Origin of the sequence: Pseudomonas sp. A2 (assembly GCF_023100865.1) — a bacterium.
Classification (GTDB): Bacteria; Pseudomonadota; Gammaproteobacteria; order Pseudomonadales; family Pseudomonadaceae; genus Aquipseudomonas; species Aquipseudomonas asiatica.
Genome location: NZ_CP039127.1, coordinates 89,452 through 107,439, shown reverse-complemented (window position 1 = coordinate 107,439; position 17,988 = coordinate 89,452). Strand labels below are relative to the sequence as shown.

Below are 17,988 nucleotides of genomic sequence, written 5' to 3'. Positions count from 1 at the left end.
AGGGAGTGATGCAGTGAAAAACGCCGAAACCCCAGTGTTCAAACTAGTCCTGTTCGGGCCAGAAAGCAGCCTGGGCAACGCCCTGATGGTAGAGCTGCTGTCGCGCCAGCACGAAGTCACCGCCGTGGTCGACGATCTTAATCGCCATGCGCCGCGCCCCGGCCTGCATTTCAAGATAGGCGGGCTTGGCGATGCCGACCAGGCGGAGCAGGGCGCGGCAGGCGGGTCGGCAGTAATTGCCCTGTTGTCGACGCTGGCGCCGGGCGATCTGCCCGGGCAAGCCCGCATGAGCGAGGCGCTGGTGGCGGGGTTGAAGCGTACGACTATACGCCGGCTGTTGCTGGTGGGCGATTTCGATGTACTGGATGAGCCGGGCAAGTACAGCGAGGCGGAGCGGGAGTGTGTGGACCAGGTGGTGGACGGGTTACAGCGCAGTGCCTTGCACTGGACGCTGATCAATGCCCCACAGGAACTGGCCGGGTTGGGGATTGAGCATTTTCGCAGCACCGAAGGTACGCTGGAGCCGGGGTTGGCCGAGCCGTTGCGGCACCTGGCCAGGGTCGCTGCGGGCATGGTGGATATGCTGGAGCTGGATTTGCACCGAGGCGAGCATCTGAACTTCGTGGTCTAGATTGCCGGCGATGGGCCGCCAAAGCGGCCCCGGGGATGTCACAGGCTGCGCTCGCGCTCCAGCCAATCCACGAACCGCTCGATCAAAGCCCCACGCCGCTTGCGTGGTGGCAGCACCGCGTAATACCCGCGCGCCGAGCGCAAACTCCCCTCCAACGGCCGGCATAGCAACCCTTGCTCCACCAGCCCATCCACCAGGTGCCCCCAGCCAATCGCCACCCCTTGCCCGGCAATCGCGGCCTGGATCAGCAAAGTGTAGTTATCAAACCGCAACTGCCCGGCCGGCGGCGGGCTGGCCACGCCAAACCCGCGAAACACCCCCGCCCAATCAAACCAGCGGCTAGCCTGCTCTCCCTTCAAATGCAGCAAGGGCAATCGTTGCAAAGCCACGGCTGACAAGGGTTTGCCATGAATCAGCCGGGGGCTGCACACCGGAAAAACCTCCTCATCGAACAGCCAACGGCTCTCGCCCTGGTGGAAGCGCCCGTCACCAAACAGCACCGCCACATCGATGTCCGGTCGCAACATGCCCTGGCTGCGCTCACCGGTCACCAGGCTCACGTCCACCTGTGGATAAGCCTCGTGAAAACGCTGCAGCCGTGGCATCAGCCAGAACGCCGCAAAGGCGAAGTCGGTAGCCACCTGCAGCACTTCCCTCTGGCCGCGCCCACTGGCCTGGGCAATGCCGTCCTCCATGGCCTGCAGGCCCTGGTGCACCTGTTCGAACAGCACCTGGCCGGCCTCGGTCAGCTCGATACCCCGGTAAATGCGGTCGAACAACCGCGTGCCCAGCTGTGCCTCCAGCCGTTTGACTTGCTGGCTCACCGCCGGCTGCGTGGTGCCCAGCTCCAGTGCCGCAGCGGTAAAACCACGCAACCGTGCGGCAGCCTCGAACACGCGCAGTGTATCCAGCGACAATTTGGCAAGGTGGTCAAACATAAGCAGGGCTAATCCCAGTCATTGCCCGCCATGGGCTTTACCCATGTTATCCACAGTCGCATCTTGATAGGCAAGCAGTTCGCATAACCCTCAACGATGGAAGCCACCATGACGCGCCCGAATATCCTGTTCATCATGGCCGACCAGATGGCCGCGCCCTTGCTGCCGATCTACGTCTCTTCGCCGATCCAGATGCCGCACCTGAGCCGCCTTGCCGAACAGGCGGTGGTGTTCGACTCGGCTTACTGCAACAGCCCGTTGTGCGCACCGTCGCGCTTCACTCTGGTTAGCGGCCAACTGCCCAGCCGCATCGGTGCCTACGACAATGCCGCCGACTTCCCTGCCGATGTACCGACCTATTCCCATTACCTGCGCCGTCTGGGTTACCGCACCGCGCTGTCGGGCAAGATGCACTTCTGCGGGCCGGACCAACTGCATGGCTACGAAGAACGCCTGACCAGCGATATCTACCCTGCCGACTACGGCTGGGCGGTGAACTGGGATGAGCCCGACGTGCGCCCGACCTGGTATCACAACATGTCCTCGGTACTGCAGGCCGGCCCGTGCGTGCGCACCAACCAGCTGGATTTCGACGAGGAAGTGGTGTTCAAGGCGCGTCAGTACCTGTACGACCATGTACGCGAAAACGATGGCCGGCCGTTCTGCCTGACCGTGTCGATGACCCACCCGCACGACCCCTACACCATCCCCCGGCGCTATTGGGATCGCTACGAGGGTGTGGATATCCCCATGCCCCGCGCCGAATTCGACCAGGCAGAACTCGACCCGCACTCGCAACGCCTGCTGAAGGTCTACGACCTGTGGAACAAGCCGCTGCCTGTGGACAAGATCCGTGACGCCCGCCGTGCCTACTTCGGCGCCTGCAGCTATATCGACGACAACATCGGCCTGCTGCTGCAGACCCTGGAGGAATGCAACCTGGCTGACGACACCCTGATCGTGTTCTCCGGCGACCACGGTGACATGCTCGGCGAGCGCGGCCTCTGGTACAAGATGCACTGGTTCGAGATGTCGGCGCGGGTGCCTCTGCTGGTGCACGCGCCGAAGCGCTTCGCACCAGCTCGGGTCAGCGCCTCGGTGTCTACCTGCGACCTACTGCCGACTCTGGTCGAGCTGGCTGGCGGCGCTGTGGATAACCACCTGCACCTGGATGGCCGCTCGCTGGTCGGCCACCTGCAAGGGCAGGGCGGCCATGACGAAGTGATCGGCGAATACATGGCCGAAGGCACCGTCGGCCCGCTGATGATGATCCGCCGGGGGCCGTACAAGTTCGTGTACAGCGAAGACGACCCATGCCTACTCTATGACCTGAGCCGCGACCCGCACGAGCGGGAGAACCTCACCCGCAGCCCGGAACACCAGGCGCTGCTGCAGGCATTTGTCGATGAAGCACAGCAGCGTTGGGATATTCCCAGCCTGCGCCAGCAGGTTCTTGCCAGCCAGCGGCGCCGCCGCCTGGTGGCCGAGGCGCTGGCCGTCGGCAAGCTGAAAAGCTGGGACCACCAACCGCTGGTGGACGCCAGCCAACAGTACATGCGCAACCACATCGATCTCGACGACCTCGAGCGCAAGGCACGTTATCCACAGCCCGCCCCCCTGGATTGAGAAGAGAGGCCGCCATGCACAAGTTCTCCGCCGCCGTGTTCGCCCTGGCCCTGAGCCTGGGTACCGCCACGGCCCACGCCGCCGACAGCGACGCGCAATGCACCACCGTGAAGATGGCCGACCCCGGCTGGAGCGACATCGCAACGACCAACGCCTTGGCCCGCCTGCTTCTGGAAAGCCTGGGTTACCAGGTGAAAATCGACAGCCTGGCCGTGCCGATCATCTACGGCGGCCTCAAGGATGGCCGCGTCGATGCCTTCCTCGGCAACTGGATGCCGGCGCAGCAGGGCTTTCATGACAAGTTCATCGCCAATGGCGATGTGCAACAGCTTTCGCGCAACCTGGAAGGAACCGAGTTCACCTTGGCAGTGCCCGACTATGTGTGGAATGCCGGGGTGAAGGATTTCGCCGACTTGCAGAAACACGCCGACCAGTTCGACAAGAAGCTGTACGGGATCGGTTCCGGGGCACCGGCCAACCTGTCGTTGAAGGAAATCATCGACAAGAATGAGTTCAACCTCGGCCAGTGGAAACTGGTGGAGTCCAGCGAGCAGGCGATGCTGGCACAGGTCGACCGGGCGGTGAAGAAACAACAGTTCATCACCTTCCTCGGCTGGACCCCGCACCCGATGAACGTGAAGCTGAAGATGCATTACCTGAGCGGCGGGGAGAAGTGGTTTGGCAGCAAGGGCGAGGTGTATACCCTGACCCGTAAGGGTTATCCACAAGCCTGCCCGAATGCGGCCAAGCTGCTGGGTAACCTGAAGTTCACGCTGGACATGGAAAACACCATCATGGCCGAAGTTGTGGACAAGAAGATCAGCTTCGATGATGCGGCCAAGGCTTGGTTGAAGGCGCACCCCGAGTTGCTGGAAGGGTGGTTGGCCGGGGTGACGACCAAGGCCGATGGCAATGCGCTGGAGGCCGTCAAAGCCAAACTGTAACCTCACAAGCAAAACCTCTATCCCTGTGGGAGCGGGCATGCCCGCTCCCACAGGGTTGGCGAAACAGTAAGGAATGTGGATAACCCATGCATCGCCTCACTCACCTGCTGCCCTTCCTCTCATGGCTCCCCCGCCAATCGGGCCGCAGCCTGCGCCAGGACCTGCTGGTGGGCCTGAGCGGTGCAATCCTCGCCCTGCCGCAATCCATCGCCTATGCCCTGATCGCCGGCCTGCCGGCCGAATACGGGCTGTACGCCGCCATCGCGCCAGTGCTGATCGCCTGCCTGTGGGGCTCTTCCTGGCACCTGATCTGCGGCCCGACCGCTGCCATCTCCATCGTCCTCTACGCCAGCATCAGCCCGCTGGCCGTTGCCGGCAGCGCCGACTATGTCACCCTGGTGCTGCTGCTGACGTTCCTCGGCGGCATCTTTCAGTTACTGCTGGGGCTTTTGCGCTTCGGCGCACTGGTCAATTTCGTCTCCCATTCCGTGGTGCTCGGCTTCACCCTGGGCGCCGCTGTCGTCATTGCCCTGGGCCAGTTGCCCAACCTGCTGGGCATGGACCTGCCAAGCCAGGCCACGGCGCTGAAGACCGTGCAGGACCTGGCCAGCCATGCCGGCGAGGTCGACCTGCCTTCCTTGATTCTGGGCCTGGCCACAGTGGTGATCGGCGTAGGCTTCAAGCTCTGGCGCCCGCGCTGGCCCAGCCTGTTGATAAGCCTGATTTTGGTAAGCCTGCTGGCCTGGCTGCTGCCCGGGTTCTTTGGCCATGTGCCGCGTGTGCCGGCATTCACCGGCCAGCTACCACCCTTCAGCCCGCTGCCGTTGCTGGATGTGGAACTGATCCTGCGCCTGCTGCCCAGCGCTGTGGCAGTGGGCATGCTCGGGCTGGTCACCAGCCTGTCAATTGCCCGCTCATTGTCGGCACGTTCGGAGCAGTTGATCGACGCAGACCAGGAAATACGCGCACAAGGCCTGTCGAACATCGTTGGTGCATTTTTCTCCGGTTACCTGTCTTCCGGCTCCTTCACCCGTTCCGGGCTGAGCTACGACGCCGGCGCCCGCTCGCCCATGGCCGGGGTATTCTCGGCGCTGTGGGTGGCCGTGTTCGCCGTTGCCGGAGCTGGGCTGATCGCGCACCTGCCGATTCCGGCCATGGCCGGCAGCATCCTGCTGATCTGCTGGGGGTTGGTGGACCACCGGGGGATTCGTGCGCTGTTCCGGGTCAGCCGCTCGGAGTTTCTGGTAATGGCGCTGACGGCGGCAGCGACCTTGTTGCTGGAGCTGCAGACGGCGATCTATGCCGGAGTGCTGGCGTCGCTGTTCTTCTATCTGAAGCGCACCTCGCGGCCACGGGTGCAGCAGAGCCGTGAAGGGGAAGCAGATGTGCTGCGGGTGGGCGGGTCGATCTTCTTTGGCGCGGCGCATTACCTGCAGGTGCGCTTGCAGCGCTGCCAGGGGCCGCATGTTGTTATCGATGCGCGGCAGGTGAACTTCATCGATTACTCGGGTGTGGATATGTTGCACCGCGAGGCGCGGCGGTTGCGGCGGGCAGGGGGGAGTCTGACCCTGCACCGGGCCAGGCCGCAGGTGATCGAGGAGTTGCAGAAGCTGGAAGGGGTGGAGTTGTGCCCAATCCGGTTTGAGGAGTGAGGCTGAGATATGGAGGCTGCTTTGCAGCCCATCGCAGGCAAGCCAGCTCCTACAGGGATATCAGAAGGCCTGAGGCCGGCGCTGTCCCTGTAGGAGCTGGCTTGCCTGCGATGGGACCGCAAAGCGGTCCCCGACAATCTCAGCCGCGAGCCAGCTGCCGGCGCAACTCAGCCAACACTGGCGCCGTATCCGGCCGCACCCCACGCCAGATAAAGAACGCCTCAGCCGCCTGCTCAGCCAGCATCCCCAGCCCATCCAGCACCTTGGCCGCCCCCAGCTTCTCGGCCCACTGGCAAAACGGCGTAGGCTCCTTGCCATACATCATGTCGTAGCAAACCGTGCGCCCCGCCTCGACCAGGCTGTCGGCGATCGGCGGCAACTCACCGGCCAGGCTCGCCGAGGTGGCATTGATGATCACATCCACCGGTTCCTGCAACCAGGCAAATCCGCTGGCTACCACCGGCCCCAGCTCATCGAACTCACGCGCCAGTTGCTCGGCCTTTTCCACGGTACGGTTGGCAATCACCAACGACTGCGGCTTGTGCGCCAGGATCGGCTCCAGCACGCCACGCACCGCGCCACCAGCACCCAGGATCAGAATGCGTTTGCCTGCCAGCTCGACCCCGGCATTCACCGTCAGGTCGCGCACCAGGCCAGCGCCATCGGTGTTGTCGCCCTGCAGGCTGCCATCGGCCAGCTTGCTCAGCGTGTTCACTGCGCCAGCGCGCCGGGCACGCGGGGTCAGGCTGTCGCACAGGCGGTAGGCCTCTTCCTTGAACGGCACGGTGACGTTGCCGCCGCGGCCTTGCTTGAAGAAGCCGCGCGCGCAGTCGCTGAACTCGTCCAGCGGCGCCAGCAGGGTGGCGTATTCAAGGTCCTGGCCGGTCTGTTCGGCGAACAGGCGATGGATCAGCGGCGACTTGCTGTGGCCGATGGGGTTACCAAAAACGACGTACTGGTCCATGACGGCTCCTAGGTTATCCACAGGCTTACTGGCCGAGCCAGTCGCGGTCCTGCAGGAAGTACTCGGTCAGGCGTGCTTCTTCGCTGCCGGGCGCGGCCTTCCAGTCGTAGCCCCAGCGCACCTGCGGCGGCAGCGACATGAGGATGGACTCGGTGCGGCCGCCGGACTGCAGGCCGAACAAGGTGCCACGGTCGTAGACCAGGTTGAACTCCACGTAGCGGCCACGGCGGTATTCCTGGAACTCACGCTGCTGCGGGGTGTAGGGCGTGCCCTTGCGGCGCTGGACGATCGGCAGGTAGGCGTTGACGTAGGCGTCGCCAATGGCGCGGATGAAGGCGAAGCAGGTGTCGAAGTCCCACTCGTTCAGGTCATCGAAGAACAACCCACCAATGCCGCGTGGCTCGCCACGGTGCTTGAGGTGGAAGTAGCGGTCGCACCAGGCCTTGTAGCGCGGGTACACGTCGGCGCCGAACGGCGCGCAGGCCTGCTCGGCCACACGGTGCCAGTGGATGCAGTCTTCTTCATTGCCGTAGTACGGAGTCAGGTCGAAGCCGCCGCCGAACCACCAGACAGCCTCTTCACCTTCCTTTTCGGCGATGAAGAAGCGCACGTTGGCGTGGGAGGTGGGCACATGCGGGTTGTGCGGGTGGATCACCAGCGACACGCCCAAGGCCTCGAAGCCACGGCCCGCCAGCTCGGGGCGGTGGGCACTGGCCGACGGCGGCAGACCGGCGCCGAACACGTGGGAGAAGTTGACCCCCCCTTTCTCGATCACCTTGCCATCGCCGATCACCCGCGTGCGGCCCCCGCCACCGGCTTCGCGCACCCATGCGTCCTCGACGAAGCGGGCGCCGCCGTCTTCAGCTTCGAGGGCAGAGCAGATGCGGTCTTGCAGGTCGAGCAGGTAGGCTTTCACGGCCTCGGTGCGGCTAGTCATCGGGTCACCAGGAACGGGCAGGGAAGAATTCGCCGCGTAGCATACCACCCCCAGCCCGCGCGCCGCAGTTGACGGCGATCAAGCAAAGGCGTCCGATAGAAGGTCTTTCCCGACCCATACGACAGGAGTGCGAGATGGCCAAGCGTATCCAGTTCAGCCAGCATGGCGGCCCGGAAGTGCTGCAGTTTGTGGAATTCGAACCAGCCCCGCCAGGGCCACAGCAGGTGCGTGTACGTAACCATGCGATCGGCCTGAACTTCATCGATACCTACTTCCGCAGCGGTCTGTATGCACCGCCATCCCTGCCTTCAGGGCTGGGCACTGAAGCGGCTGGCGTGGTCGAGGCCGTGGGCGAGGGTGTGACCCGGCTGAAAGTGGGTGACCGCGTGGCCCATGCCGGCGGCCCGTTGGGCGCGTATAGCGAGGTGCATACGCTGCCGGAAGCCAACTTGGTGAAGCTGCCCGACAACATCAGCTTCGAGCAGGCAGCGGCGGTGATGCTCAAGGGTTTGACCGTGCAGTACCTGCTGAAGCAGACCTATGAGGTGAAGGCGGGTGACGTGATCCTGTTCCACGCAGCAGCTGGCGGCGTGGGTTCGTTGGCGTGCCAGTGGGCCAAGGCGCTGGGCGCCAAGCTGATCGGTACCGTGAGTTCTGCCGAGAAGGCCGAGCGGGCCAAGGCGCTGGGGGCTTGGGCGACCATCGACTACAGCCGTGAAGACTTGGCCAAGCGGGTGTTGGAGCTGACCGACGGCAAGAAATGCCCGGTGGTGTATGACGGTGTGGGTGCCGACACCTGGCTGACCTCGCTGGATTGCCTGCAGCCGCGCGGGTTGATGGTGAGCTTTGGCAATGCCTCGGGGGCAGTGAGCGGAGTGAACCTGGGTATCCTGGCGCAGAAGGGCTCGCTGTATGTTACCCGGCCCACGTTGGCGACCTATGCCAACAATGCCGAGAATACCCAGGCCATGGCCGATGACCTGTTTGCGATGATTGGTAGCGGCAAGCTGGTTGTGGATATCCAGCAGCGGTATCCGCTGAGTGAGGCGGCCAAGGCACAGGCGGAGCTGTCGGCGCGCAGGACTGTGGGGTCGACTGTACTGATCCCCTGAGCCCACTCCCACAGGTTCCCAGTACTGGGGCCAATCACTTTACCTGTGGGAGCGGGTTTACCCGCGAAGAAGACACCGCGGTGCATGGCACCGGCTTTGCCGGTGTTCGCGGGTGAACCCGCTCCCACAAGAACTGCGTCTGCCTTAAGTACAGTGCTATCCCTGTGGGAGCCGGCTTGCCGGCGATTGCGTCAGTACAGGCATTGAAGATTCAACGGACAGCTCCCACAGCATCTGGTTACCAATAGAATTGAGCTGCTCGATAGACGCGCGAAGCCGGCTTGCATTTGTTTGACCTGCAAGCAAGTGCACGGTCTCATCTAGATGAGGTGTCTGACCAGCTTGCCTCTTCATCTCTGGCTTACTTCCTCGGCGGCGGTGTCGACTCGATGCCATCGAGTATCGCCTCCACCACACCCTGTGCCACTTCAATCGCATGCAGGTTTGACCAGAACATGCCACGGCCTTCTTCGCGCATGTAATCAAGGGCTTTGTAGCCGGTCTCGTAGGCGCCTCGCAGATACAGAGCTACATGAACCAAGGCGTCCTCGGCGGAAATGTTCGGGTTTACGGTGAACAGCGGTTCGTGGCCGGCATCGCAGCGGCCGAAGGGGCGGGTGGATGTGCAGGGTAGGGGTGGATCGGGGACAATCTTCTTCATCACTAGATCTCGCTTCATGGCACCACCCAGTCGTTACCACACGAATAGGTGGCAGCTGTACGCAGGGTGGTAAACCGGGTGGGAGATCTAAAACCCAGCAGGCACGAAGCCTCCTGCGAACAGCCGCCATGGACTGCCAAGATCACCCAGAACCCGGGTTACCACACCCGATCGCCAAGTTATTCGGCGACGGCTGAAGACTAAGGGCAGAGGTTCCCACTGAGAAGGTGATGGCAGGGGACGCGGCTCGTAGGATATTTCTCAATCCTCAAACCGGACAGCCATTCGGGACAAAATCAGAAAAATCTGGGGGGGCTTGGCCCTGACCTGTGGGAGCGGGCATGCCCGCGAATACGGGCGAAGCCCGTGCCAGGCACCGCGTTGGATTCTTCGCGGGCTCGCCCGCTCCCACAGGAGGTCCCGGCCAGGCCTGTGGATATGTGTCAGCCCGGACGAACGACTTCGCCAGTCACCAGGTCACGAATCACACTCGGGTTCTTCCTTCCACCCAACGCCCCACCCAGCACCAGATCCAGCTGACCATGGAAGTACTGCTCCACCCGCAACCGGGTCTTCGCCGCCGGGCGCCCGCCCGGATTGCACGAGGTGGAAATCAACGGCCCCACCAACGCACACAGCTCACGTACCACCGGGTGGTCACTGACCCGCAGTGCCACGGTGTCATGTTGCCCGGTAACCCATTCGGGCAACAGGTCCTGGTGCGGCACCAGCCAGGTGTTCGGCCCCGGCCAGGTGCTGCCCATGCGGTCGATCCAGTCTTCGGGGAAGTCCTCGAACAAGAAGTCGAACTGGCGGATGTTGTCGGCTACCAGGATCAGGCCTTTATCCACAGGCCGCGACTTCAGCGCCAGCAGGCGATACACCGCGTCCTCGTTCCACGGGTCGCAGCCCAGGCCCCAGACCGCTTCCGTCGGGTAGGCGATCACTGCACCCGCCCGGATCTCACGTGCGGCTTGTTGCACACGAAAACTGCTCACCATTTCTGTTACTCCGCCTATATACCTTGCTTGTGAGCAGTGTACTTAGCCCGCGCGGGCAAACCAACGCCCGGCTTCATTGCTGACCCGGCCTTCCAGCTCCAGTTCGGTCAGCTGCGCCAGCACGTCGGCAAGCGGCAGCTCGCTGCAGTGGGCCAAGCTTTCACTGGTCTGTGGCGCGGCATGCAGCAGGGCAAGCAGTGGATGGTCAAATTTATCCTCAACCGCAGGTGGCAGGTTCTGCCAACCCTGCAGGCTTTCCAGTATCTGCTCCACGCTCTCCACCAGCAGCGCGCCGTCACGGATCAACTGGTGGCAGCCCTTGGCCCCAGGATGGTGAATGGATCCCGGTATGGCATACACCTCGCGGCCTTGCTCGGCAGCCAGGCGTGCGGTGATCAGCGAACCACTGGCCAGGCTTGCCTCGACCACCAGCACGCCCAGCGACAGGCCACTGATGATGCGATTGCGCCGCGGGAAGTTGCCAGGTAGCGGCCCAGCGTCCAGCGGGTACTCGGAAACCAGCGCGCTACCGTTGTCGATCATCGCTTGCGCAAGCGAAGTGTGGCGCTGTGGATAAAGTTTTTGCAACCCCGTACCGAGCACGCCAATCGTGCTCCCGCCAGCCTGCATTGCGGCCCGATGAGCGGCACCGTCGATGCCCACGGCCAAGCCGCTGGTAATGGTGAAACCGGCCTGCGCCAAGTAGCGGGAAAATGCCGCAGCGGTGTCGAGCGCCGGTGGTGAAGCACGCCTGCTGCCCACAATTGCCAGTTGTGGGCGCTCGAGCAAGGCCGGGTCTCCAGCTACGAAAAGCAGTGGAGGGGCATCGTCGATTTCCGCCAATAGTGGCGGGTAGCCAGGGCCGTCCCACATCAGCAAATGCTGGCCCTGACGCTCTAGCCAGGCCATTGCGGCCAGTGCACCCTCACGAACTTCGGCACTGCGCCGGGCATCGATGGTGGCCTGGGGTATGCCCAATGCGCGCCAGGCGCCAGCCGGTGCGCACAGTGCCGACGAGGCACTGCCAAAGGCCTCCAGCAAGCTGTTAAAGCGACGCAATCCCGTTTCCGGCAGCCGGTGCAGGCGTAATCTCGCCTCCAGTTCGGCAGGCGGAAGAGGCGACGAATGGTAGGTCTGCATGGGGATCATCCTTGATCGAATCGGGGCCATCGACGTGGCACAAACTGTGGATAACTTTGTTGATAACGCTTTGACAACCTGTCCATCGAATGGGCAATAAGCTGGCCTTGAAAACCCTAGACGAGCTTTCACAGGTGCTGAAATCCCCGTTTCCCTTTATTATGTGTGCTCAGTTTTCAACCGAACGCACAGTGACTGCCTGACCTTATGGCCATCTTGAACATTCTCGAATTCCCGGACCCGCGCCTGCGCACCATCGCCAAGCCGGTGACGGTGTTCGACGACGCCCTGCGTCAGCTGATCGACGACATGTTTGAAACCATGTACGAAGCCCCTGGCATCGGCCTCGCCGCTACTCAGGTCAACGTGCACCAGCAGGTCGTGGTCATGGACCTCAGTGAAGACCGCAGCGAGCCGCGCGTCTTCATCAACCCCACGGTCGAAGAGCTGACCCACGACATGGGCCAGTACCAGGAAGGCTGCCTGTCGGTACCTGGCTTCTACGAGAACGTCGACCGCCCGCTGCGTGTGCGGGTCAAGGCCCAGGACCGCGACGGCAAGCCTTACGAGCTGGAGTGCGAAGGCCTGCTGGCGGTGTGCGTGCAGCATGAATTCGATCACCTCAACGGCAAGCTGTTCGTCGACTACCTGTCGCAGCTCAAGCGCGACCGGATCAAGAAGAAGCTGGAAAAGCAGCACCGCCAGCAAGCCTGATCCCCACCTTCCAGAAGGCTTGCTCCGGCAAGCCTTTTTCTTTTTTGAAGCGAGAACTCCATGCGCATCGTCTTTGCAGGCACTCCAGAGTTTGCCGCCGAACACCTCAAGGCCCTGCTCGACAGACCGTACGAGATCGTGGCCGTCTACACCCAGCCCGACCGCCCCGCTGGCCGTGGCCAGAAGCTGATGCCGAGCCCGGTCAAGCAACTGGCTGTGGCCCATGACATCCCGGTGTTCCAGCCGCCGACCCTGCGCAACCCCGAAGCCCAGGCCGAACTGGCTGCGCTGAAGCCGGACCTGATGGTGGTGGTCGCCTATGGCCTGATCCTGCCGCAGGTGGTGCTGGATATCCCGCGCCTGGGCTGCATCAACAGCCATGCCTCCCTGCTGCCACGCTGGCGCGGTGCCGCACCGATCCAGCGCGCCGTGGAAGCCGGCGACGCCGAGAGCGGTGTGACCGTGATGCGTATGGAAGCGGGCCTGGACACCGGCCTGATGCTGCTCAAGGTGGTCACCCCGATCAGCGCCGAAGACACCGGCGGCAGCCTGCACGACCGCTTGGCCGAGATGGGCCCGCCCGCAGTCGTCCAGGCCATCGCCGGCCTGGCCGATGGTTCGCTGCACGGTGAAGTGCAGGACGATGCCCTGGCCACCTACGCGCACAAGCTGAACAAGGACGAAGCGCGCATCGACTGGAGCCGCCCGGCCGTCGAGCTGGAACGCCTGATCCGTGCCTTCAACCCATGGCCGGTGTGCCACAGCACCCTCGATGGCGAAAGCGTGAAAGTGCTGGGCGCCAACTTGACCACAGCGACAGGCACCCCGGGTGAGATCCTCTCCGCCAGCAAGGACGGCCTGGTTGTCGCCTGCGGTGACCAGGCACTGAGCCTGACCCGCCTGCAACTGCCCGGCGGCAAGGCACTGAACTTCAGCGACCTGTTCAACAGCCGTCGTGAGAAATTCGCCAGCGGCAAGGTGCTGGGCCAATGAACCCACGCCTCGCCGCCGCCCGTGCCCTTGCCGCTGTACTCAGTGGCAAGGCCTCGCTGAACAGTTCGCTGCCAGCGCAACTGGACAAGGTCGATGAGCGCGACCGCGGCCTGACCCAGGACCTGGCGTTCGGTACCGCACGCTGGCAGCCACGCCTGGACCTGCTGGCGGCGCAGCTGCTGCAGAAGCCGTTCAAGGCCGCCGATGCCGATGTGCAGGCGTTGCTGCTGGTCGGCCTGTACCAGCTGTTCTACAGCCGTATCCCGGCCCACGCGGCCATTGGCGAGACCGTTGGCTGTGCCGACAAGCTGAAGAAGCCGTGGGCCAAGGGCCTGCTCAATGCCGTGCTGCGCCGCGCCCAACGCGAAGGCGAAGAATTGCTGGCCGGCATGGAGCGCGACCCGGTGGTACGCACTGCCCACCCGCGCTGGCTGCAGAAGTCGCTCAAGGCCTTCTGGCCGGAGCAGTGGGAGGCCATCTGCGCCGCCAACAACGCCCACCCGCCGATGATCCTGCGGGTCAACCGTCGCCACCACAGCCGCGATGCCTACCTGGCACTGCTGGCCGAGGCAGGTGTTGGCGCCAGCGCCTGCCAGTACAGCCGTGACGGTATCGTGTTGGCCGAAGCCTGCGACGTGCGCGGCCTACCAGGCTTTGCCGAAGGCTGGGTGAGCGTGCAGGACGAAGCCGCGCAGCTGTCCGCCGACCTGCTGGAACTGGCCCCCGGCCAGCGCGTGCTCGACGCCTGCTGTGCACCGGGTGGCAAGACCTGCCACCTGCTGGAAGCCGAAACCGGCCTGGCCCACGTGGTGGCCATCGACCTCGAAGCCAAGCGCCTGACCCGCGTGCGCGAGAACCTCGACCGCCTGCAACTGGACGCCGAGCTGATCGCCTGCGATGCCCGCGACACCGCCAGCTGGTGGGACGGCAAGCCGTTCCAGCGCATTCTGCTCGATGCCCCCTGTTCGGCCACCGGCGTGATCCGCCGCCACCCTGACATCAAGCTGACCCGTCAGGCCGACGACATCCCGGCCCTGGCCACGCTGCAAGGTGAGCTGCTCGATGCCCTGTGGCCGACCCTGGAAGTGGGCGGCATGCTGCTATACGCCACCTGCTCCAGCCTGCCGACCGAGAACACCGAAGTGATCGATGCCTTCCTTGCCCGCACCCCGGGCGCCCGTGAGCTGGACCTGGCCACCGAAGCCGGCCTGCGCCAGCCCCACGGCCGCCAGTTGTTGGCACAGGAAGGCGGCCACGACGGTTTCTACTATGCCAAGCTGATCAAGATCGCCGCCTCGCGCGGATAAAAACAAAAGGTAGGGAGTAGCGGATGAAGATCATCATCCTCGGCGCAGGACAGGTAGGCGGTACGCTGGCGGAGCACCTGGCCAGCGAAGCCAACGACATCACCGTGGTCGACACTGACGGCGACCGCCTGCGCGACCTGGGCGACCGCCTGGACATCCGCACCGTGCAAGGCCGCGGCTCGCTGCCTACGGTGCTGCGCCAGGCCGGTGCCGACGACGCCGACATGCTGGTGGCGGTAACCAACAGCGACGAAACCAACATGGTCGCCTGCCAGGTGGCCTATTCGCTTTTCCACACCCCGACCAAGATTGCCCGGGTGCGCGAGTCGGCCTACCTGACCCGCGAAGAGCTGTTCGACAACGACCATATCCCGGTCGACGTACTGATCAGCCCCGAGCAGGTGGTGACCAACTACATCAAGCGCCTGATCGAGCACCCAGGCTCGCTGCAGGTGATCGACTTCGCAGAAGGCAAGGCCCAGCTGGTGGCAGTGAAGGCGTACTACGGTGGCCCGCTGGTAGGCCAGCAACTGCGCCAGATCCGCGCGCACATGCCCAACGTCGACACCCGCGTGGCGGCCATCTTCCGCCGCGACCGCCCGATCACCCCGCGGGGCGACACGGTGATCGAAGCAGACGACGAAGTGTTCTTCATCGCCGCGAAGAAGGACATCCGCGCGGTGATGGGTGAGCTGCGCCGTATCGACGAAACCAACAAGCGTGTGGTCATCGCCGGTGGCGGGCAAATCGGCGAACGCCTGGCCGAGGCCATCGAAAGCCGCTACCAGGTGAAGATCATCGAGATGAGTCCGGCCCGTTGCCGACACCTCTCCGACACCCTGGAAAGCACCGTGGTGCTGCAGGGCAGCGCCTCGGACAAGGACCTGATGCTGGAGGAGAACATCGCCGACGCCGACATCTTCCTGGCCCTGACCAACGACGACGAGGCCAACATCATGTCGTCGCTGCTGGCCAAGCGCCTGGGTGCGCGCAAGGTGATGACCATCATCAACAACCCGGCCTATGTCGACCTGGTGCAGGGTGGCGACATCGACATCGCCATCAGCCCGCAGCTGGCCACCATCGGCACCTTGCTGGCGCACGTGCGCCGGGGCGACATCGTCAGCGTGCACTCGCTGCGCCGTGGCGCGGCAGAGGCGATCGAAGCGGTGGCGCACGGGGATTCGAAGTCGAGCAAGGTGGTCGGCAAGGCGATCGAAGACATTGCCCTGCCGCCGGGCACTACCATCGGCGCGATCATTCGTGACGAAGAGGTGATGATTGCCCACGACGACACCATGATCGAATCGGGCGACCATGTGATCCTGTTCGTTGTGGATAAAAAGCATATTCGGGATGTGGAGAAGCTGTTCCACGTCGGCTTGAGTTTCTTCTAGGAGCACAGGGCATGCGCGAATCGCTGGAGAAGATGCTGGCCAAGGGTGTGGATAACCCTTTGTTGAGGTTCGGCCTGGGCAAGGCCTGGCTGGATGAAGGCAATGGTGCTGAAGCGGCGGTGCATCTGGCACGGTGCGTGGAACAGGACCCGAAGTACTCGGCGGCGTGGAAGCTGCTGGGCAAGGCGCATCAGCTGCAGGGTGACCTGGCGGCGGCGCGCAAGGCCTGGGAGGAGGGGATCGTGGCCGCGCAGGCCCATGGGGACAAGCAGGCCGAGAAAGAGATGACCGTGTTTCTGAAGAAACTCAACAAGACATCAGGTTAACGCGGTCCCTGTGGGAGCGGGTTCACCCGCGAATGCGATGTTGGATTCACCGACGCATTCGCGGGTAAACCCGCTCCCACTGGGGACAGTGAAAATCTCAGTACCAGCGTGGCTCGCCAGCCGGGCGCTTCTTGAAGCGCTTCATGCTCCACATGTACTGGCTCGGGTACTCGCGCACATAGCGCTCGACCACCTTGCTCATCGCCGCCGCCGACACGGTCACGTCGGTGCTGTACATCTCTTCCGGCGCCGCCTCCAGGAACACCTTGAAGCCCGAGCCGTCAGGCAACCGCAGGGCATGCAGGAACACCCCAACCGCCTTGCCACCGGCCAGCATGTTCGGAACGAACTTGCTGGTCAGCGCCTGGGTACCCAGGAACGGCACGAACACCCCGGCCGACTCCGCCGGCTCCGGGTCGGCAGGAATACCCACCTGGCCACCACGGCGCACTTCTTTGATCACGCTGAGGATGCCTTCCTTGGTCGAAGGCGCCACGCGGTTGCCCATCTGCACCCGCTGCTCGCGCAGCAGGTCATCCACCGCCTTCAGCTTCGGCGGGCGATAGAAGATGATCGGTTTGCACTGGTTGCAGTAGAAGTGGTTCAGCACTTCCCAGTTACCCAGGTGGCTGGTGATGCCGACCACGCCCTTGCCCGAGGCCAGGGCCTGCTCCAGCACTTCCAGGCCGTGCACTTCCTTGACCAGCTCCAGCGAGCGCTGCGGCGGCCAGATCCAGGCACAGGCACTTTCGACGAAGGATTTACCGATATCCTTCAACGCGCGGCCCACCAGCTGCTCGCGCTCGGCCGGGTCCATCTCCGGGAAGCACTTGGCGAGGTTGATGCGCACGACATTGCGCGAGCCGTTGGGGATCTTCCACATCAGCCAGCCGATACCGGCGCCGACGCGCTGCACAGCGCCCCAGGGCAGCTTGGCAAACAGGCGCAGCACCCCGACCATCAGGGCGCCCTTGAACTTTTCCACAGGCGAATTCCTTATTTCAGCAAGGCGCGCATTGTAACCCCTCAGCGCAACAAGGCGGCGTAGCGATCGCAATCGGTGGTGTGGTCCATGACCATGCCGGTGGCCTGCATGAAGGCATAGCAGATGGTCGGGCCAACGAACGTGAAGCCGGCTTTCTGCAGGGCTTTGCTCATCGCCTTGGCTTCATCGGTAACCGCTGGCACCTCGCTGCGGCCAGTGAAGTGGTTGATCTTCGGCGCACCACCGACGAATGACCAGAGCCAGTCGGCGGGGTTGTCCACAGCCAGCCAGGCCTGGGCATTACGCCTGGCAGCCTTGAGCTTGAGGCGGTTGCGGATGATGCCGGCATCCTGCATCAGCTCCTCGATGCGTTCGTCGCTCATGACGGCGAGTTTCACCGGATCGAAGCCGTGCATCACCTCGCGATAACGCTCGCGTTTACGCAATACGGTGATCCACGAAAGCCCCGCCTGGAACCCTTCGAGCAAAAGCATCTCGAACAGCAACGCCGGGTCACGCTGGGGCGTTCCCCATTCCTGGTCGTGGTAGGCCTGGTACAACGGATCGTCGGTACACCAAAAGCAGCGTGGCATAAGGCTCCAATGAGTAGAGGGCGAGGCGAATCAGGTTATACTCCCGCTCTTTACATCCGCATCCCCA

18 protein-coding genes are annotated in these 17,988 nt (G+C 63.6%); 10 read left to right on the top strand and 8 right to left on the bottom strand.

All coding sequences use genetic code 11. From position 1 onward, the window contains the following. Positions 1 to 13 precede the first annotated feature (13 nt). A complete protein-coding gene (locus E5221_RS00500) occupies positions 14 to 631 on the top strand; it encodes an NAD(P)H-binding protein (protein ID WP_102083810.1) in 618 nt (205 codons plus the stop codon). A 38-nt stretch (positions 632 to 669) separates the two neighbouring features. Here the strand turns inward: E5221_RS00500 and E5221_RS00495 are convergent, their stop codons facing one another. Then, positions 670 to 1,569: a LysR family transcriptional regulator gene (locus E5221_RS00495; protein ID WP_137137813.1), complete on the bottom strand. Its 900-nt coding sequence runs from the start codon at positions 1,567 to 1,569 to the stop codon at positions 670 to 672. Positions 1,570 to 1,677: 108 nt separating this feature from the next. Between E5221_RS00495 and betC the strand changes: the two genes are divergently transcribed. The 3 genes from betC to E5221_RS00480 all read left to right on the top strand — a co-directional run bounded on the left by betC (position 1,678) and on the right by E5221_RS00480 (position 5,791). Then, positions 1,678 to 3,195: a choline-sulfatase gene (betC, locus tag E5221_RS00490; RefSeq protein ID WP_061550189.1), complete on the top strand. Its 1,518-nt coding sequence runs from the start codon at positions 1,678 to 1,680 to the stop codon at positions 3,193 to 3,195. A gap of 14 nt (positions 3,196 to 3,209) precedes the next feature. Continuing rightward, positions 3,210 to 4,139: a choline ABC transporter substrate-binding protein gene (choX, locus tag E5221_RS00485; RefSeq protein ID WP_013970274.1), complete on the top strand. Its 930-nt coding sequence runs from the start codon at positions 3,210 to 3,212 to the stop codon at positions 4,137 to 4,139. Positions 4,140 to 4,225: 86 nt separating this feature from the next. Continuing rightward, on the top strand, positions 4,226 to 5,791 hold the full coding sequence (locus E5221_RS00480; protein WP_061550190.1) for a SulP family inorganic anion transporter: 1,566 nt from the start codon (positions 4,226 to 4,228) through the stop codon (positions 5,789 to 5,791). A 139-nt stretch (positions 5,792 to 5,930) separates the two neighbouring features. Here the strand turns inward: E5221_RS00480 and aroE are convergent, their stop codons facing one another. Together aroE and hemF are read right to left on the bottom strand one after the other, a co-directional pair. After that, positions 5,931 to 6,755, bottom strand: coding sequence for a shikimate dehydrogenase (gene aroE, locus E5221_RS00475; protein WP_013970272.1), 825 nt, complete (start codon positions 6,753 to 6,755; stop codon positions 5,931 to 5,933). 25 nt (positions 6,756 to 6,780) lie between these two features. After that, the gene (gene hemF / locus E5221_RS00470) at positions 6,781 to 7,692 is read right to left on the bottom strand and encodes an oxygen-dependent coproporphyrinogen oxidase (RefSeq protein ID WP_013970271.1); all 912 of its coding nucleotides are present in this window, start codon (positions 7,690 to 7,692) and stop codon (positions 6,781 to 6,783) included. A 134-nt stretch (positions 7,693 to 7,826) separates the two neighbouring features. Between hemF and E5221_RS00465 the strand changes: the two genes are divergently transcribed. Beyond that, entirely contained in the window at positions 7,827 to 8,804 is a 978-nt protein-coding gene (locus tag E5221_RS00465) for an NADPH:quinone reductase (protein WP_102083806.1), read from the top strand. Between the two features lie 361 nt (positions 8,805 to 9,165). Here the strand turns inward: E5221_RS00465 and E5221_RS00460 are convergent, their stop codons facing one another. From E5221_RS00460 to dprA, 3 genes are all read right to left on the bottom strand, one after another. After that, entirely contained in the window at positions 9,166 to 9,465 is a 300-nt protein-coding gene (locus E5221_RS00460) for a hypothetical protein (protein ID WP_170977534.1), read from the bottom strand. 443 nt (positions 9,466 to 9,908) lie between these two features. Beyond that, positions 9,909 to 10,466, bottom strand: coding sequence for an L-threonylcarbamoyladenylate synthase (locus E5221_RS00455; RefSeq protein ID WP_024087945.1), 558 nt, complete (start codon positions 10,464 to 10,466; stop codon positions 9,909 to 9,911). A 42-nt stretch (positions 10,467 to 10,508) separates the two neighbouring features. Next, positions 10,509 to 11,606 (bottom strand): DNA-processing protein DprA, encoded by a 1,098-nt coding sequence (dprA, locus tag E5221_RS00450; RefSeq protein ID WP_061550192.1) that lies wholly within the window; start codon positions 11,604 to 11,606, stop codon positions 10,509 to 10,511. A gap of 207 nt (positions 11,607 to 11,813) precedes the next feature. On the opposite strand from dprA, the gene def reads away from it, so the two are divergent. From def to E5221_RS00425, 5 genes are read left to right on the top strand one after another with little or no spacing between them, the layout of a single operon-like run. After that, the gene (def, locus tag E5221_RS00445) at positions 11,814 to 12,320 is read left to right on the top strand and encodes a peptide deformylase (RefSeq protein WP_003260000.1); all 507 of its coding nucleotides are present in this window, start codon (positions 11,814 to 11,816) and stop codon (positions 12,318 to 12,320) included. A 60-nt stretch (positions 12,321 to 12,380) separates the two neighbouring features. Continuing rightward, entirely contained in the window at positions 12,381 to 13,313 is a 933-nt protein-coding gene (gene fmt, locus E5221_RS00440) for a methionyl-tRNA formyltransferase (RefSeq protein WP_247846753.1), read from the top strand. Further along, on the top strand, positions 13,310 to 14,620 hold the full coding sequence (rsmB, locus tag E5221_RS00435) for a 16S rRNA (cytosine(967)-C(5))-methyltransferase RsmB (protein ID WP_061550194.1): 1,311 nt from the start codon (positions 13,310 to 13,312) through the stop codon (positions 14,618 to 14,620). Before fmt ends, rsmB begins: the two co-directional genes overlap by 4 nt. Before the next feature lie 23 nt (positions 14,621 to 14,643). Beyond that, entirely contained in the window at positions 14,644 to 16,017 is a 1,374-nt protein-coding gene (gene trkA, locus E5221_RS00430; RefSeq protein WP_013970264.1) for a Trk system potassium transporter TrkA, read from the top strand. A gap of 11 nt (positions 16,018 to 16,028) precedes the next feature. Next, the gene (locus E5221_RS00425; protein WP_061550195.1) at positions 16,029 to 16,343 is read left to right on the top strand and encodes a tetratricopeptide repeat protein; all 315 of its coding nucleotides are present in this window, start codon (positions 16,029 to 16,031) and stop codon (positions 16,341 to 16,343) included. 97 nt (positions 16,344 to 16,440) lie between these two features. On the opposite strand, the gene E5221_RS00420 is transcribed toward E5221_RS00425, so the two are convergent. Both E5221_RS00420 and E5221_RS00415 read right to left on the bottom strand, forming a co-directional pair. Further along, complete coding sequence (locus tag E5221_RS00420; RefSeq protein ID WP_003260003.1) at positions 16,441 to 17,328, bottom strand: lysophospholipid acyltransferase; 888 nt, start codon at positions 17,326 to 17,328, stop codon at positions 16,441 to 16,443. Between the two features lie 41 nt (positions 17,329 to 17,369). Next, a complete protein-coding gene (locus E5221_RS00415; protein ID WP_003260004.1) occupies positions 17,370 to 17,921 on the bottom strand; it encodes a DNA-3-methyladenine glycosylase I in 552 nt (183 codons plus the stop codon). Between the last annotated feature and the right edge of the window lie 67 nt (positions 17,922 to 17,988).

Excerpts from the sequence above, each read along its gene's own strand:
- E5221_RS00495 (WP_137137813.1), bottom strand. The coding sequence starts at position 1,569 with ATGTTTGACCACCTTGCCAAATTGTCGCTGGATACACTGCGCGTGTTC.
- betC (WP_061550189.1), top strand. The coding sequence starts at position 1,678 with ATGACGCGCCCGAATATCCTGTTCATCATGGCCGACCAGATGGCCGCG.
- choX (WP_013970274.1), top strand. The coding sequence starts at position 3,210 with ATGCACAAGTTCTCCGCCGCCGTGTTCGCCCTGGCCCTGAGCCTGGGT.
- E5221_RS00480 (WP_061550190.1), top strand. The coding sequence starts at position 4,226 with ATGCATCGCCTCACTCACCTGCTGCCCTTCCTCTCATGGCTCCCCCGC.
- aroE (WP_013970272.1), bottom strand. The coding sequence starts at position 6,755 with ATGGACCAGTACGTCGTTTTTGGTAACCCCATCGGCCACAGCAAGTCG.
- hemF (WP_013970271.1), bottom strand. The coding sequence starts at position 7,692 with ATGACTAGCCGCACCGAGGCCGTGAAAGCCTACCTGCTCGACCTGCAA.
- E5221_RS00465 (WP_102083806.1), top strand. The coding sequence starts at position 7,827 with ATGGCCAAGCGTATCCAGTTCAGCCAGCATGGCGGCCCGGAAGTGCTG.
- E5221_RS00460 (WP_170977534.1), bottom strand. The coding sequence starts at position 9,465 with ATGAAGAAGATTGTCCCCGATCCACCCCTACCCTGCACATCCACCCGC.
- E5221_RS00455 (WP_024087945.1), bottom strand. The coding sequence starts at position 10,466 with ATGGTGAGCAGTTTTCGTGTGCAACAAGCCGCACGTGAGATCCGGGCG.
- dprA (WP_061550192.1), bottom strand. The coding sequence starts at position 11,606 with ATGCAGACCTACCATTCGTCGCCTCTTCCGCCTGCCGAACTGGAGGCG.
- def (WP_003260000.1), top strand. The coding sequence starts at position 11,814 with ATGGCCATCTTGAACATTCTCGAATTCCCGGACCCGCGCCTGCGCACC.
- fmt (WP_247846753.1), top strand. The coding sequence starts at position 12,381 with ATGCGCATCGTCTTTGCAGGCACTCCAGAGTTTGCCGCCGAACACCTC.
- rsmB (WP_061550194.1), top strand. The coding sequence starts at position 13,310 with ATGAACCCACGCCTCGCCGCCGCCCGTGCCCTTGCCGCTGTACTCAGT.
- trkA (WP_013970264.1), top strand. The coding sequence starts at position 14,644 with ATGAAGATCATCATCCTCGGCGCAGGACAGGTAGGCGGTACGCTGGCG.
- E5221_RS00425 (WP_061550195.1), top strand. The coding sequence starts at position 16,029 with ATGCGCGAATCGCTGGAGAAGATGCTGGCCAAGGGTGTGGATAACCCT.
- E5221_RS00415 (WP_003260004.1), bottom strand. The coding sequence starts at position 17,921 with ATGCCACGCTGCTTTTGGTGTACCGACGATCCGTTGTACCAGGCCTAC.